This is a genomic window from Falsirhodobacter halotolerans (genome assembly GCF_022899245.1).
Lineage (GTDB): Bacteria > Pseudomonadota > Alphaproteobacteria > Rhodobacterales > Rhodobacteraceae > Falsirhodobacter > Falsirhodobacter halotolerans.
The window spans coordinates 1,540,521-1,554,754 of the sequence record NZ_JALJAZ010000001.1; the positions used below are offsets into that span (position 1 = coordinate 1,540,521).

Annotated in this window: 15 protein-coding genes; 9 read left to right on the forward strand and 6 right to left on the reverse strand. The window is 64.6% G+C overall.

Going from position 1 to position 14,234, the window contains the following annotated elements; all coding sequences use genetic code 11:
• Positions 1 to 59 precede the first annotated feature (59 nt).
• Positions 60 to 941: a lysophospholipid acyltransferase family protein gene (locus MU449_RS08125; protein ID WP_244737520.1), complete on the forward strand. Its 882-nt coding sequence runs from the start codon at positions 60 to 62 to the stop codon at positions 939 to 941.
• Between the two features lies 1 nt (position 942).
• On the opposite strand, the gene MU449_RS08130 is transcribed toward MU449_RS08125, so the two are convergent.
• Positions 943 to 1,635 carry a DUF1223 domain-containing protein gene (locus MU449_RS08130; RefSeq protein WP_244737521.1) on the reverse strand — a complete coding sequence of 231 codons (693 nt, stop codon included), beginning with the start codon at positions 1,633 to 1,635 and terminating at the stop codon, positions 943 to 945.
• 211 nt (positions 1,636 to 1,846) lie between these two features.
• Between MU449_RS08130 and acnA the strand changes: the two genes are divergently transcribed.
• The 6 genes from acnA to MU449_RS08160 all read left to right on the forward strand — a co-directional run bounded on the left by acnA (position 1,847) and on the right by MU449_RS08160 (position 7,329).
• Positions 1,847 to 4,552, forward strand: coding sequence for an aconitate hydratase AcnA (acnA, locus tag MU449_RS08135; protein WP_244737522.1), 2,706 nt, complete (start codon positions 1,847 to 1,849; stop codon positions 4,550 to 4,552).
• Between the two features lie 85 nt (positions 4,553 to 4,637).
• A complete protein-coding gene (ccmA, locus tag MU449_RS08140; RefSeq protein WP_244737523.1) occupies positions 4,638 to 5,249 on the forward strand; it encodes a heme ABC exporter ATP-binding protein CcmA in 612 nt (203 codons plus the stop codon).
• Positions 5,246 to 5,902 (forward strand): heme exporter protein CcmB, encoded by a 657-nt coding sequence (ccmB, locus tag MU449_RS08145; protein WP_244737524.1) that lies wholly within the window; start codon positions 5,246 to 5,248, stop codon positions 5,900 to 5,902. Before ccmA ends, ccmB begins: the two co-directional genes overlap by 4 nt.
• Before the next feature lie 37 nt (positions 5,903 to 5,939).
• Entirely contained in the window at positions 5,940 to 6,668 is a 729-nt protein-coding gene (locus MU449_RS08150) for a heme ABC transporter permease (protein ID WP_244737525.1), read from the forward strand.
• Positions 6,665 to 6,817: a heme exporter protein CcmD gene (ccmD, locus tag MU449_RS08155; protein WP_244737526.1), complete on the forward strand. Its 153-nt coding sequence runs from the start codon at positions 6,665 to 6,667 to the stop codon at positions 6,815 to 6,817. Before MU449_RS08150 ends, ccmD begins: the two co-directional genes overlap by 4 nt.
• Entirely contained in the window at positions 6,814 to 7,329 is a 516-nt protein-coding gene (locus MU449_RS08160) for a DsbE family thiol:disulfide interchange protein (protein WP_244737527.1), read from the forward strand. The genes ccmD and MU449_RS08160 overlap by 4 nt, the downstream gene beginning before the upstream one ends.
• Here MU449_RS08160 and pgi read toward each other — a convergent pair.
• Genes pgi through zwf form a run of 3 tightly spaced genes read right to left on the reverse strand, consistent with a single transcriptional unit; the run spans position 7,298 to position 11,021 of the window.
• The gene (gene pgi / locus MU449_RS08165; protein WP_425310219.1) at positions 7,298 to 8,887 is read right to left on the reverse strand and encodes a glucose-6-phosphate isomerase; all 1,590 of its coding nucleotides are present in this window, start codon (positions 8,885 to 8,887) and stop codon (positions 7,298 to 7,300) included. The two genes, MU449_RS08160 and pgi, sit on opposite strands and share 32 nt — an antisense overlap.
• 11 nt (positions 8,888 to 8,898) lie before the next feature.
• Positions 8,899 to 9,570, reverse strand: coding sequence for a 6-phosphogluconolactonase (gene pgl / locus MU449_RS08170; RefSeq protein WP_244737529.1), 672 nt, complete (start codon positions 9,568 to 9,570; stop codon positions 8,899 to 8,901).
• Entirely contained in the window at positions 9,567 to 11,021 is a 1,455-nt protein-coding gene (zwf, locus tag MU449_RS08175; protein WP_244737530.1) for a glucose-6-phosphate dehydrogenase, read from the reverse strand. The genes pgl and zwf overlap by 4 nt, the downstream gene beginning before the upstream one ends.
• A gap of 144 nt (positions 11,022 to 11,165) precedes the next feature.
• Here zwf and opgC point away from each other — a divergent pair, with 144 nt between their 5' ends.
• Both opgC and MU449_RS08185 read left to right on the forward strand, forming a co-directional pair.
• Entirely contained in the window at positions 11,166 to 12,374 is a 1,209-nt protein-coding gene (gene opgC / locus MU449_RS08180) for an OpgC domain-containing protein (protein WP_244737531.1), read from the forward strand.
• Between the two features lie 9 nt (positions 12,375 to 12,383).
• Positions 12,384 to 12,821 (forward strand): GNAT family N-acetyltransferase, encoded by a 438-nt coding sequence (locus MU449_RS08185; protein ID WP_244737532.1) that lies wholly within the window; start codon positions 12,384 to 12,386, stop codon positions 12,819 to 12,821.
• Positions 12,822 to 12,825: 4 nt separating this feature from the next.
• Here the strand turns inward: MU449_RS08185 and ypfJ are convergent, their stop codons facing one another.
• Complete coding sequence (ypfJ, locus tag MU449_RS08190; protein ID WP_244737533.1) at positions 12,826 to 13,662, reverse strand: KPN_02809 family neutral zinc metallopeptidase; 837 nt, start codon at positions 13,660 to 13,662, stop codon at positions 12,826 to 12,828.
• A 105-nt stretch (positions 13,663 to 13,767) separates the two neighbouring features.
• Positions 13,768 to 14,115, reverse strand: a complete 348-nt coding sequence (locus MU449_RS08195; protein ID WP_244737534.1) for a PRC-barrel domain-containing protein — start codon at positions 14,113 to 14,115, stop codon at positions 13,768 to 13,770.
• Positions 14,116 to 14,234 lie beyond the last annotated feature (119 nt).

The following is a 14,234-nucleotide window of genomic DNA, read 5'->3' on the forward strand; positions in this document are numbered from 1 at the left end:
CCGGCTCTTGTGATTGTGGCGGGCGGCTTTTATGTCTGCCCGCGCACAGAACGGACGAGATGATGGGCAAACACAATCGCAGCCGCACCCGCGACTGGATGGAGAACGCGGCCCTGCGCGGGTTGATCGGCGGGCTGCTTTGCCTGCCCTATGCGTGGCGTGTGCCGTTGTGCGGCTGGGTCATGTCACGCGTCATCGCGCCGATCGCGGGCTATGACAAGCGGATCCGTGAAAACCTAGCCAAGGTCATGCCCGACCTGCCCAAGGCGGAGGTGGAACGTCTGGTCCGCCGCGTTCCCGACAATGTCGGCCGCAGCGTGATCGAGAACTACTCCGGCAGGGAATTCTTGGAGCGCGCCGGGCGCAGCCCCGTCGTCGGCGACGGGCTGGCGGCGGTGGAAGCCGCCCATGCCGCGCAGCGCCCCGTGATCTTCGTGACCGCCCATTTCGGCAATTACGAGGCCAGCCGTGCCGCGATGACCGCGCGCGGATACACCGTCGGCGTTCTCTATCGCCAGATGAACAACCGTTATTTCAACGATCATTACGTTCGCGCGATGGAACAGCTGGGCGAACCGGCCTTTCCGCGCGGGCGGCAGGGTCTGGGCGGAATGCTGAAGTTCCTGCGCGGCGGCGGCAAGCTGGGAATGCTAATCGACCTGCACATCTATGACGGGGAACGGCTGACCTTCTTCGACCGCCCGGCGATGACGTCGCTTTCGGCCGCGGAACTGGCGATGAAATACAATGCCGTCCTGATCCCCGCCTATGCCATCCGGCAAGAGAACGGTCTGGACTTCAAGATCATCTTCGAGGGCCCGATCCCCCATACCGACACCCGCACCATGACGCAGGCGCTGAACGATTCGCTGGAAGACCTGGTGCGCACGCATCTGGACCAGTGGTTCTGGATTCACCGCCGCTGGAAGGCGCGGGACTAGGTCAGTCCAGCCGCGCGGCGGACAGGATCGCGCCCGGTCCCGCCTCCTGAAGGATCACCACCGCGGGCTCCTCCCCCGTGACCGGAAGGGTCGCGTCCAACGGGGCGGTGCCCGCCCAGTCCTGCACCACATTCCACGACGTGACGATGTTGTGGTAATCGATGGACATGCCCGCATTCTCGCCCTTGTCGATCTCCATGCGGATTTCGGGGCGGTAACGGACAACGGTTACCTTCAATGGCCCGCGCAAGGCGCCCACGGCCTCGGCGCGGATGTGCATCTGATCGCCCACGCGGTCGGCCGTCAGGGTCACGGCCGCAGGGGTCGCCGCGTGGTGCAGGATCATCGATTCAAGATCGCGGGGCTGCGTTCCCTGGATCCGGTCGCGTCCGTTCACGATGAACTGCGGCGTGTAAAGGGTCCGGTCGCCCGTCATGCGGGCATAGGCCTTCTGGCGGTCGGTGAACGCGGCTTGCCCGAAGGCATCCTTCCAGCCGATGTAATCCCAGTAATCGACATGCAGCGCCAAGGCGATGACCCGTGGGTCATCGGCCAGACGGGCCATCTCCTCATCCGCGGGCGGACAGGCCGAACACCCCTGCGAGGTATAGAGTTCGATCACCACCGGCTGGGCGATGGCCGCGCTGCCCATGGCAAGGACGAACCCGCATGCGGCGCCAAGGATCGTGTGCATGTCGTCTCCCCCAATGGTCCCATGAGGTTCTAGACGTGATCCGCCCCCCCTGCCAATCAAGGAATTGCGAGTTTGGCGATATGGGCTTTTCCCTCTGGAATGTCGGCATACATTCGTATACAGAACAAGCCGAGACTTGCGCCGAATGCCCACGGCTGGCATCACAACGCAAGCCAAGCCATTGAACCGAGCCAGTGCCAGGAGGCCCGCCATGACCGTCACCGTCGGCCACGACAGCCAGAAGACCCGCAAGACCCTTAGCGTCAACGGGAAAAGCATCGCCTATTATTCGATCCCCGCCGCGCAGGCCGCCGGCCTTGGCGATTTCGACAAGCTGCCCGCCGCCCTGAAGGTGGTGCTGGAAAACATGCTGCGGTTCGAGGACGGCAAGACCGTCACCGTCGATGACATCAAGGCGTTTTCCGACTGGGGCAAATCCGGCGGGAAGAACCCGCGCGAGATATCCTATCGCCCCGCCCGCGTGCTGATGCAGGATTTTACCGGCGTTCCCGCGGTCGTGGACCTTGCGGCGATGCGCGACGGCATCCTCGGTCTTGGCGGTGATGCGCAGAAGATCAACCCGCTGAACCCCGTCGATCTGGTCATCGACCACTCGGTCATGATCGACGAATTCGGCAACCCCCGCGCCTTCCAGATGAACGTCGATCTGGAATACGAGCGCAACATGGAGCGGTATACCTTCCTGAAATGGGGTCAGAAGGCGTTCAACAACTTCCGCGTGGTGCCGCCCGGCACCGGCATCTGCCACCAGGTGAACCTTGAATATCTGGCACAGACCGTCTGGACCGATCAGGATCAGAACGGCGAGGAAGTGGCCTATCCCGACACGCTGGTCGGCACCGACAGCCACACGACCATGGTCAACGGCCTGGCCGTTCTGGGCTGGGGCGTCGGCGGGATCGAGGCCGAGGCCGCGATGCTGGGCCAGCCCGTGTCGATGCTGATCCCCGAAGTCGTCGGCTTCAAGCTGACCGGCAAGATGATGGAAGGCACGACGGCGACCGACCTTGTGCTGAAGGTCGTGCAGATGCTGCGCAAGAAGGGCGTGGTCGGCAAGTTCGTCGAATTCTACGGCGAGGGTCTGGATCACCTGCCGCTGGCCGATCGTGCGACGATCGCCAACATGGCCCCGGAATACGGCGCGACCTGCGGCTTCTTCCCGATCGACGCGGAGACCCTGCGCTATCTGGAACAGACCGGCCGCGACAAGGACCGCATCGCGCTGGTCGAAGCCTATGCCAAGGAAAACGGCTTCTGGCGCGGGGTGGATTACGATCCCGTCTATACCGACACGCTTGCCCTCGACATGGGCGAGATCGTTCCCGCCATCTCCGGCCCCAAGCGTCCGCAGGACTACACGCCCCTGACGGATTCGGTCACCGGGTTCCAGAAGGTGCTGGCCGATTACCGCAAGACCGAGGGCGACGTCCTTGATCTGGTGAAATCGGTGCCGGTGGAAGGCAAGGATTACACGATCAACGACGGTTCGGTCGTGATCGCGGCCATCACCTCCTGCACCAACACCTCCAACCCCTACGTCATGATCGGCGCCGGTCTGGTGGCCCGCAAGGCGCGCGCGCTCGGCCTGACGCGCAAACCGTGGGTCAAGACCTCGCTGGCACCGGGAAGCCAAGTGGTTCAGGAATATCTGGAGGCTGCGAACCTTCAGGAAGATCTCGATTACGTCGGGTTCAACCTCGTGGGCTTCGGCTGCACGACCTGCATCGGCAACTCCGGCCCGCTGGGCGACGCCGCGATTTCCAAGGCGATCAACGACAACGATCTGGTCGCGACCGCCGTCCTGTCGGGCAACCGCAACTTCGAAGGCCGGATCAGCCCGGACGTGCGCGCGAACTACCTCGCCTCGCCGCCGCTGGTCGTGGCCTATGCCATCGCGGGCGACATGAACATCGACCTGACCACCCAGCCGCTGGGTCAGGATCAGAACGGCAACGACGTGTTCCTGAAGGACATCTGGCCCACGAACGAAGAAATCGCGGATCTGGTCCACAAGACTGTCACGCGTGAGGCGTTCCAGAAGAAATACGCCGACGTGTTCAAGGGCGACGAAAAATGGCAGGGCGTGGAGACGACCGACTCGCAGACCTATGACTGGCCGCCGAGCAGCACCTACATCCAGAACCCGCCCTATTTCCAAGGGATGGCGAAAGAGCCGGGCGTGATCTCGGACATCAAGGGCGCCAAGGTTCTGGCGATCCTGGGCGACATGATCACGACGGACCACATCAGCCCCGCCGGCTCGTTCAAGCCGACGACCCCCGCCGGGAAATACCTGTCCGAACGTCAGGTCCCGCAGAAGGACTTCAACTCCTACGGCTCGCGCCGCGGCAACCACGAGATCATGATGCGCGGCACCTTCGCCAACATCCGCATCAAGAACGAGATGCTGGACGGGGTCGAGGGCGGCTACTCCAAAGGCCCGGATGGTGAGCAAATGTCGATCTTCGATGCCGCCATGGCCTATCAGGAGGCGGGCACGCCGCTGGTGATCTTCGGCGGTATGGAATACGGCGCGGGTTCGTCGCGCGATTGGGCAGCCAAGGGCACGGCGCTTCTGGGCGTGAAGGCGGTCATCGCCGAATCGTTCGAGCGGATCCACCGGTCCAACCTCGTCGGCATGGGCGTCGTCCCGTTCGAGTTCACGAACGGCGACACGCGCAAATCCCTCGGCCTGACGGGTGAGGAGACGGTCAGCATCGAAGGGCTGGCCGGCGATCTGAAGCCGCTGTCGAACCTGCCGTGCCACATCACCTATGCCGACGGCACCACCAAGACGATCCAGCTGAAATGCCGGATCGATACGGCGATCGAGATCGAATACGTCGAAAACGGCGGCGTGCTGCATTACGTGCTGCGCGATCTGGCCCGCCAGTAAGGCCCGCCGATACGTCAAAAGGCCCCGGGTGATTCCGGGGCCTTTTTTCGTTCCGCCGGGCACGGGAATCCGATAGGTCGGGGGCATGGAATTGCGCGTCACCGATCTGGCCTGCCTGCGGGGGGGGATGATTGTCCTGTCCAGCCTGACCTTTTCGGTCACGGCGGGTCAGGCGTTGATGCTGCGCGGCCCCAATGGCGTCGGCAAGACGACCCTGCTGCGGACCCTTGCCGGCCTGCAACCCCCCGCCTCGGGCCGGATCACGGTGCCGGAAGAGGCCATCGCCTACGCCGCCCATTCCGACGGTCTGAAATCAATGTTGACGGTGGGGGAGAACCTGTCGTTCTGGGGGACGGTTTTCGGCCATCCCGTCGATGCGGCGCTGGACCGGATGGACCTGGCCCACCTGCGCGACCGCCCCGCCCAGACCCTTTCGGCGGGCCAGCGGCGGCGGCTGGGGCTTGCGCGGCTGTTGGTGGCGGGTCGGCCGATCTGGCTGCTGGACGAACCGACCATATCGCTGGACGTGGCCTCGGTCACAATGTTCGAGGGCGTAGTGCGCGACCATCTGGCCTCAGGCGGCTTGGCTCTCATCGCCAGCCACATCGACATCGCCGTGGGGGCCACGGTGCTGGACCTCGCCCCCCACGCGACCCGCACCATCGAAGCGAAGGGCTTTGACGAGGCCTTCCTGTGACGGCCCTGCTGCTGCGCGACCTGCGGCTGGCCTTCCGCGCGGGTGGGGGCTTCGGCTTGGGTCTGGGATTCTTTCTGATTCTGGCGGTGCTGGCCCCGTTGGCGATCGGGCCGGACACGGCCATCCTGGGCCGAATCGCCCCGGGCGTGCTTTGGTTGGGGGCCCTGCTCGCCTGCCTTCTGTCGCTCGATCGGATTTTCGCGTTGGATCACGAAGATGGCTCGCTGGATCTCATTGCCACCTCCCCCCTTCCGCTGGAGGGGGTGGTGGCGGTCAAGGCCCTGTCCCATTGGATCGTGACGGGTCTGCCGCTTGCGGCGCTGGCGCCGGTTCTGGCGGTGATGCTGGGCCTGCCACCTTCGGGGTATGGCTGGCTGGTCGCCTCACTTCTGATCGGAACCCCCGCCTTGTCGGTCATCGGCACGTTCGGCGCGGCGCTGACCGTGGGTCTGAAGCGGGGGGGGCTGCTGCTCAGCCTTCTGGTGCTGCCGCTTTACGTCCCGACGCTGGTCTTCGGGGCCGAGGTGGTGCGCCGTGGGGCCGAGGGCCAGCCCGTGGGCAACGCGCTGGCCCTTCTGGCCGCGCTGACCTTCGGGGCGGCGGCGCTGCTTCCTTTTGCCTCGTCCCATGCGCTGCGGATCAATCTAAGATGACTTGCGCATCCGTCATGAAACCATCACTCAGGGCCCCATGTCGATCTGGACCTATGCCAATCCCGTAAAGTTCATGACCCTGTCGGGGCGCATCCTTCCATGGGCGGCGACCTTGGCGGCGCTGGCGCTGTCGGTGGGGCTGATCTGGGGCTTCTTCCTGACGCCGGACGACTTCCGTCAGGGCTCCACGGTGCGGATCATCTACATCCATGTGCCCGCGGCACTGATGGCGATCAACGGCTGGATGATCATGCTGGTCGCATCCCTGATCTGGCTGATCCGGCGGCATCACGTCTCCGCCCTCGTGGCCAAGGCGGCGGCACCTGTGGGGCTGGTGATGACGCTGGTCGCGCTGATCACCGGCGCGTTCTGGGGCCAGCCCATGTGGGGCACCTGGTGGGCGTGGGAGCCGCGGCTGACGTCGTTCCTGATCCTGTTCCTGTTCTATCTGGGCTATATTGCGCTGTGGAAGGCGATCGAGGATCCCGACACCGCCGCGGACCTGACCGCGGTCCTGTGCATGGTCGGTTCGGTCTTTGCGCTTCTGTCCCGCTATGCCGTCCTGTTCTGGAATCAGGGGCTGCATCAGGGGGCCAGCCTGTCTCTCGACAAGAAGCAGAACGTGGCCGACGTTTTCTGGTATCCGCTCGTCATCTCCATGATCGGGTTCGCGCTGATGTTCTTCGCCCTCGTCCTTGTGCGGACGCGGACGGAGATCCGGGCCCGCCGGTTGCAGGCGCTGCTGTTGAAGGAACGCATGGCATGATTCCCGATCTTGGAAAATACGCGGCGACGGTTCTGGGGGCCTATGGCCTGACCTTTCTGCTGATGGGCGGCCTGATCGGGCTGTCGATCTGGCAGGCGGCCCGGATGCGGCGCAAGCTGGCCGAGGTGGAGCGGAGGGTCCGGTCATGAAGCCGCTGTTGCTGCTGCCCCCCCTGCTCTTTGCCGGGCTGGCGGCCCTGTTCTATGCGGGCATGATGCGCACCGATCCGAACGCCCTGCCCACCGCCTTTGCAGGCAAACCCGCCCCCGCGCTGCAAGTGGCCGGCCTGCCCGAGGACACGTTGCGCGACGGTCGGGTGAAGCTGGTGAACTTCTGGGCCAGCTGGTGCGGCCCCTGCCGGGCCGAACATCCCATGCTGATGGAGCTTGCGGCCGAAGGCGTGCCGATCGTCGGCATCAACTACAAGGATGTGCCCGCCAACGCCGAACGGTTCCTGCGGGATCTGGGCGATCCCTTCGCCGAACGCGGGGCCGACACGGCGGGGCGCACAGGTCTGAACTGGGGTCTGTATGGCGTGCCGGAAACCTTCGTGGTGGACGGCGATGGCACGATCCTGTCGCGCATCGCCGGTCCGGTCATGGCCGAGGATGTGGAGGCGATCCGCGCGCTTAACGCAGATACTCCACCAGCTGGCGGGTAGAGCCGTCCTTGCCCTCCGCCGATGCCCCTTCCAGGATCGGTTGCAACGCCAGCGCCAGTTCCTTGCCCAGCTCAACCCCCCATTGGTCGTAGGAGTTGATGCCGAGGATCACCCCCTCCACGAACACGCGGTGTTCATAGAGCGCCACGATCTGACCCAGCACGAAAGGCGTCAGCTTGGGATAGCAGAGCGTGGTCGAGGGCCGGTTGCCGGGGAACACACGGTGGCGGGCCTGACGGTCCAGTTCCGCGCCCTCCAGCCCCTTGGCCTTCATAATCGCCGTCGCCTCGGCCAAAGACCGCCCACGCATCAGCGCCTCGGATTGGGCGAGACAGTTCGCAACAAGAAGGCGGTGCTGATGGGCGAGGTCCGGCTCGAACCCCTCACGCCCCACCATGAATTCGCACGGGACCACCCGGGTGCCCTGATGGATCAACTGATAAAAGGCGTGCTGGCCGTTCGTCCCCGGCTCCCCCCAGACGACAGGACCGGAATGGATGGGCAGATCCGCCCCATCGACCGAGACGCGCTTGCCGTTCGATTCCATCTCCAACTGCTGAAGATAGGCCGGAAGGCGGGCCAGCCGTTGTTCATAAGGCAGCACGGCGCGGGTGGCGTAATCGCAGATCTGGTTGTGCCAGATCCCCACCAGCGCCAGCAGCACGGGCAGGTTCTGCGCCGGATCGGCGTTGCGGAAATGCGCGTCCATCGACGCCGCCCCCGACAGGAACCCGTCGAAATCCTTCGGCCCCACGGCCAGCATGATCGCAAGCCCGATCGGCCCCCACATGGAATAGCGTCCGCCAACCCAATCCTCGAACCCGAAGACGCGGGCCGGGTCGATGCCGAAGGCCGCCGTCTTGTCCATCGCGGTGGACACGGCCACGAACTGCGCCGCGGGATCCGCAACCTTCGCCCCCATCCACACCTTGGCGGTTTCGGCGTTGGTCATCGTTTCGATCGTGGTGAAGGTCTTGGAGGCGACGATCACCAACGTCGTTTCGGGGTTCAGAACCGCCAGCGTGTCGGCGATATGCGCCCCGTCCACGTTCGACACGAAATGGCAGCGCGGGCCGTCGGCAAACGGCGACAGCGCGATACAGGCCATCGCCGGCCCAAGATCCGACCCGCCGATGCCGATATTCACGACATCGGTGATCGCCCCGCCTGCGCCGGTGAAGCGGCCTGTGCGCACATCCTCGGCAAAAGCCGTCATGCGGCCATGCACCTCGCGCACGGCGGTCATCACGTCCGCCCCATCCACCATGACCGGCGTATCCAGATTGCGAAGCGCGGTGTGCAGCACGGCGCGATGTTCGGTGTCGTTGATCCGCGCGCCCGAGAACATCGCCCCACGCTTGGTGGCCAGATCGGATGTGTCCACCAGCGACAGCAACAGGTTCAACCCCGTCTCGCAGATGTTGGTCTTGGAGAAGTCGAACAGCAGATCGTCGGCGCGCACCGAGAACGCCTCCGCCCGCGCGTCGTCGAACAGGGTCAGGATCGGGCGATCGGCGACCATGCGGTGATGGTCGCGAAGGGCTTGCCAGTCGTTCATCGTCATATCCTTCATTCGGCCCAGTGGACGGACAGGTCAGGCAGAAAGGCCCGGATCGGCGCCTCGATGGGGGGCAGCTTCTCGGCCCGCTCCAACGCGTCGCGCTTGTCCTGCCCCGTGATCAGAAGATGCGACGACAGTGCCTTTTTCAGCGGGCGCGCGGTCAGGGTGATGCGGGGTTCCCCCGCCCCGTCGGCCCGCATCGGCAGCAGAAGCGGGGCCTTGTCCGACAATCCCTCCTCCAGCCGATCGGCACCGGGGAACAGCGAGGCGGTGTGCATGTCCGTGCCCATCCCCAGCAGCAGGACCGAGATCGGCAGATGCGGCTCGATCCCCTCGGCCAGACGCGCCACCCCCTCTTCGGGCGTGGGGGCTTCGGCATAGAGGGGCACAAGCGTCGCCGCCGCCGCCTTGCCCACCAGAAGCCGCTGACGCAGCAGGCGGGTGTTCGACCGCGCATCGCTTTCGGGCACCCAGCGTTCGTCGTTCAGGAACACGGTCACATTAGCCCAGTCGATGTCCACCCCCGACAGCGTGTCGAAGATCGGGCCCGGCGTGGTGCCGCCGGGAACGCACAGGGTCGCCTTGCCTTCGCGCCGCAGGAAATCGGCCAATTCGCTCGCGATCTTGTTCGCGAGGCTCAGGAACAGAAACTCGCGGTCGGGATATTCGTTGAAATTCATTCCTTCACCTCGCGCCAGCGGCGTCCGTCGCGGTGCAGCAGCATCAGCGCATCGTCCGGCCCCGCCCCACCGGGGTGATAGCCCTGAGGCCGGTCGCCCCGCTGCTCCCACCCTTCGATGATCGGGTCGGCCCAGGCCCAGGCGGCCTCCACCTCGTCCCCACGCATGAACAGGGTCTGGTTGCCGCGGATCACGTCCATGATCAGCCGTTCATAGGCGTCGGGAATGTCCGTCCCCTCGTCGCCCAGCGCCTGCGCGAAGGACATGTCAAGCGGCACCTGCACCAGACGCATACCGCCCGGCCCCGGCTCCTTGATCATGACCTTCATGTTGATCCCCTCATTCGGTTGCAGCCGGATGACGAGGACGTTCTGCTGGCCGTCCACCGCGTTGTCGAAAATCGAATGCGGCGGACGGCGGAAGAAGATGGCGATTTCGGAGGTGCGGGCGCGCAGGCGCTTGCCCGTGCGCAGATAGAAGGGCGTGCCTTTCCACCGCCAGTTGGCGATGCCCACCTTCAGCGCGATGAAGCTTTCGGTGCGGGAATTGGGGTTTTCGGAATCCTCGATATATCCCGGCTTGCCGCCCCCCTCCAGATACTGCCCGCGCACGATATCTTCGGGGCGCACAGGTTCCAGCGCGCGGATCACCTTCAGCTTCTCATCCCGCACGGCGTCGGGGTCGAAGTGATAAGGCGGCTCCATCGCGATCAGGCACAAAAGCTGCATCAGGTGGTTCTGGACCATGTCGCGCATCGCGCCCGACGTGTCGTAATACGCCCCCCGCCCGTTCACGCCCACCGTTTCGGCCACGGTGATCTGGACGTGGTCGATGTATTCCGTTTTCCACAACGGCTCAAACAGGATGTTGGCAAAACGGATCGCCATCAGGTTCTGGACGGTTTCCTTGCCCAGATAATGATCGATCCGGTAAATCTGCTGTTCGTTGAAATGTTCGGCCAGAACCGCGTTCAACGCCTTGGCCGAGGCGAGGTCATGCCCGAAAGGCTTTTCCACCACGATGCGGCTGTCGGCGTCGGCGATGGAATGGGCCAGCAGCCGCTCGGCGATATTGCCGAACAGCGAGGGCGCCACCGAGAAATAGAAGGCGTGGACCATGCCGGGCCGGATGACGCCGCGCAGCTCGTCCCAACCCTCCTGCCCCGTAGCATCGACGCGGACGTAACGTATGTGGCGCAAGAACGCCTCGACCGTGGTGTCGTCCCGCTTTGCCGCGGGCAGGAACTCCATCAGGGCGTCGCGCGTCATGTCGCGGAACGCCTCCTCGCTCAGTTCGCTACGGGCCGCGCCGATGATGCGGCTTTCCTCCGGGATCTGCCCCGCAAGATAGCGGCGGTAAAGGCTGGGAAGGATCTTGCGACGGGCCAGGTCGCCCGTGCCGCCGAAAATGACCAGATCGAACGCGTCGACGGGAATTGTCCGTGATACCATGCCGGGCCTCCTGTCTTCCTGCATCAGGTCCGAGAGTTAGCCCCCGCCCTCACCCATGTCCAGCGTCACGCGCGCGCCGGTTTTCCGCCACCCACCCGAAAGGGCATCTCGACTATTCCATCCCATCAAGAGTATGGAACCCCAATGTCACGGATAATCGCTCTTGACGGCCTTCGTGGCTGGCTTCTGATAAGCATGACGCTGAGCCATATCGTGCTTGGCCGGAACCACTGGGTGTCGGAATTCCACTTCCGCCATTTCATGTTCGTGGAAAGCGCGCAGGGGTTCATCTTCATCTCCGGCCTGCTGTTTGGAATGATCCAGTATCGGCGCCTGCAGCGGATGGGGCCTGGACCGGTCTGGATCAGCGCGGGGCGGCGCGCGGCGCAGTTGTGGATCGCCACCGTCCTGCTGACCTTCGCCTTCATGATCCTGCGCGATACCTTGCCCGAAGGTGTGGACACGTTCCGGTATTGGCTGGCGGTCAGCAGCCTGCAGGAAAACATGCGGATGCTGGCGGTGATGCTGCTGGCGTTCCAGCCGACATTTCTGGACATCCTGCCCCAATACATCCTGTTCCTGCTGATGGCGCCGGCCGTTCTGCTGCTTGTGCGCAGGGATATGTGGCCGGTGGCCGCCGCCCTGACGACGATCTGCTGGATGGCGTCGCAACTGGGGCTGATGCTGCCCTTCTACAACATCTTCAACGGCGTCTTCATGGCCAGCGACGGCCAGGGCCTGCGCTTTGCCTTCGATCCGATGGGGTGGCAGCTTCTGTTCATGACGGGCGTGATCTTCGGCAGCCTGATGCAGCGCGGATCCTATTCGGCGGCGGATTTCTTTCCCAAGGGCGCGGGCTGGCCGGTGGCGGCGTGTCTGGTCCTGCTGTTTTTCGCACCATTGCGCATCGCCACGGCGCATGGGTGGCTTGACGGCGACACGATCAGCGTCTTCGTCATGATGGAGAAGCGCGCCGATTTCGGCCCGGTCTATGTCCTGAACTTCATCGCCGCCTGCTGGTTGATGGGCTGGCTGCTGTATCGGGGGCCGAACCTTGCCAGCCCGATCCTGCGGCGCGTCGCCAACGGCCTGCAAAGGGCGGTGCATGTCGGGCCGGTGGTGGTGCTGGGGCAGCACGCGCTGCTGACCTATGTCTGGCATGTCATCCTGATCTATGCGCTGCATTATGTGGACCGGAACGTGGTGTCCCTGACGGGCGCGACCGGGACCGCCGTTCTGCTGCTGCTGTTCGGCCTTCTGTTCGTGCCGGCGACGATCCGGCAACGACTGGGCCGAGCGGGCGTGACAGCCCCCGGCGCGTCGCGCCTTGCGCGTGACGGACGGTTGCGCTAACGCACGGCCATGCAGATAGCCGCCATCACCGTCCTAACCGTTCCCCATGGCTCCGCCCTGTGCGAAGCAGCCTTTGCCCTGCGGCACGAGGTGTTCGTGCTGGAACAGAAGGTCGATCCCGCGTCCGAGATCGACGCCTACGACCCCCTTGCCACGCATTTCATCGCGATTGCGGCCGGGGAGGTTCAGGGGACCCTGCGGCTGATCGAAACGGACGCGCATATCAAGATCGGGCGCGTGGCGGTCCGCGCGACCGCCCGAGGCACCGGTATCGCCCAAGCCATGATGCGCGTGGCGATGGAGGCCGCCCGGGCCGAGGGCCACACCCGCTTCTATCTCTCCGCGCAGACCGACAAGGTCGGCTTTTATGAAAAGTTCGGGTTCACCGCCCACGGCGCGGAATACCTGGATGAGGGCATTCCGCACCGGGACATGCACACCTATTGATCCGTCAGAGCGAGGCGGCGCCGAACGTGTCGCAGCTTGCCAGCTCTCCGCTGTCATAGCCTGCCTGGAACCACCGCGACCGCTGCTCGGACGTGCCGTGGGTGAAGGTGTGGGGGAATGGCACCCGGCCCGCATTCTCTTGCAGCGTATCGTCACCGATCTGCCGTGCGGCGTTCACCGCCTCTTCCAGATCGCCGGGTTCGATCGTGCCGAACTGCGCGTCCGCCTGCCGCGCCCAGATGCCGGAGAAACAATCGGCCTGAAGTTCGATCATGACGGAAATCGCATTGCTGTCGGCGGTGCTGGCCTGCCGCTGCGCATCCTGCGCGGCGGACAGGATGCCCAACTCGTCCTGCACATGATGCCCGATCTCGTGGGCCACGACATAGGCGGCGGCGAAATCGCCCCCGGCCCCCAACTGACGCTCCAGCGTGACGAAAAACGCGGTGTCGAGATAGACCTTCCGGTCCAGCGGACAGTAAAACGGCCCGGTGGCCCCGCTTGCCCCTCCGCAGGGCGATGACGTCACACCCTTGTAGAGGACCAGCGTCGCGGGGGTGTAGACCTCGCCCAACTGCTCCTGAAAGACGCGGCCCCACACATCCTCGGTATCGGCCAGGGTGACGGAGACGAACTGCCCCGCCTCTTCATCGGCGGCGGTGATCTCGCCCCCGCCCCCGCGCTGCGTGTCATCCAGCAGGGGCGTCAGATCGACCCCGAGGAAATATCCGATCACCACGATCGCCAGAATGCCGACGCTTCCACCCCCGACGACCAGCCCACCGCCGGACGCGCGCCGATCTTCGATGTTCCGGCTGCCCCGCCTGCCTCGCCACTGCATCTTTGCACCTCATATCCCGATATGGGGGGACATAGCGCGGCCGGGCCCGGATCATCGGCCCACAGGCAATAAAAAAGCCCCCGGCGCGGGAGCTTTCCCGTCGGCTCAGACGAGCGGGGGAACATAGACGGTGTAGCCGTCCCCTTCCTCAGGCCGCACGAATTCGGGCCTCTGCTTTAACTCATCCTTCGTCCAGGAAATATGGGCGTGGATATCGCCGCCCTTGCCGTCATGGACGAAGTTCAACGTCTCGAACGGCACGGCGACCGGCTTGGCCCCGATACCCAGGAATCCACCGACATCGATCACCGCCGAGCGCACGGTTTCATCCCCCGAGAGCATCAGATCGCCGATGGTCCCGACTTTTTCATGCTCCGGTCCGTAAACCGGCGCTCCGGTCAGGTTTTCCACCGTCAGCTCCGCACCGGTCAGTATAACGTGTTCATGCGACATGGGTTGTCTCCTTCCACCCGATGAACGGGCACGGCGGGTCGAAGGTTCCAGAATCGAAAAAAGCGCGGCACCCTGCCGGGTCCGCGCCTTCCGCTGTCATATTCGGTCGGATGTCCGAC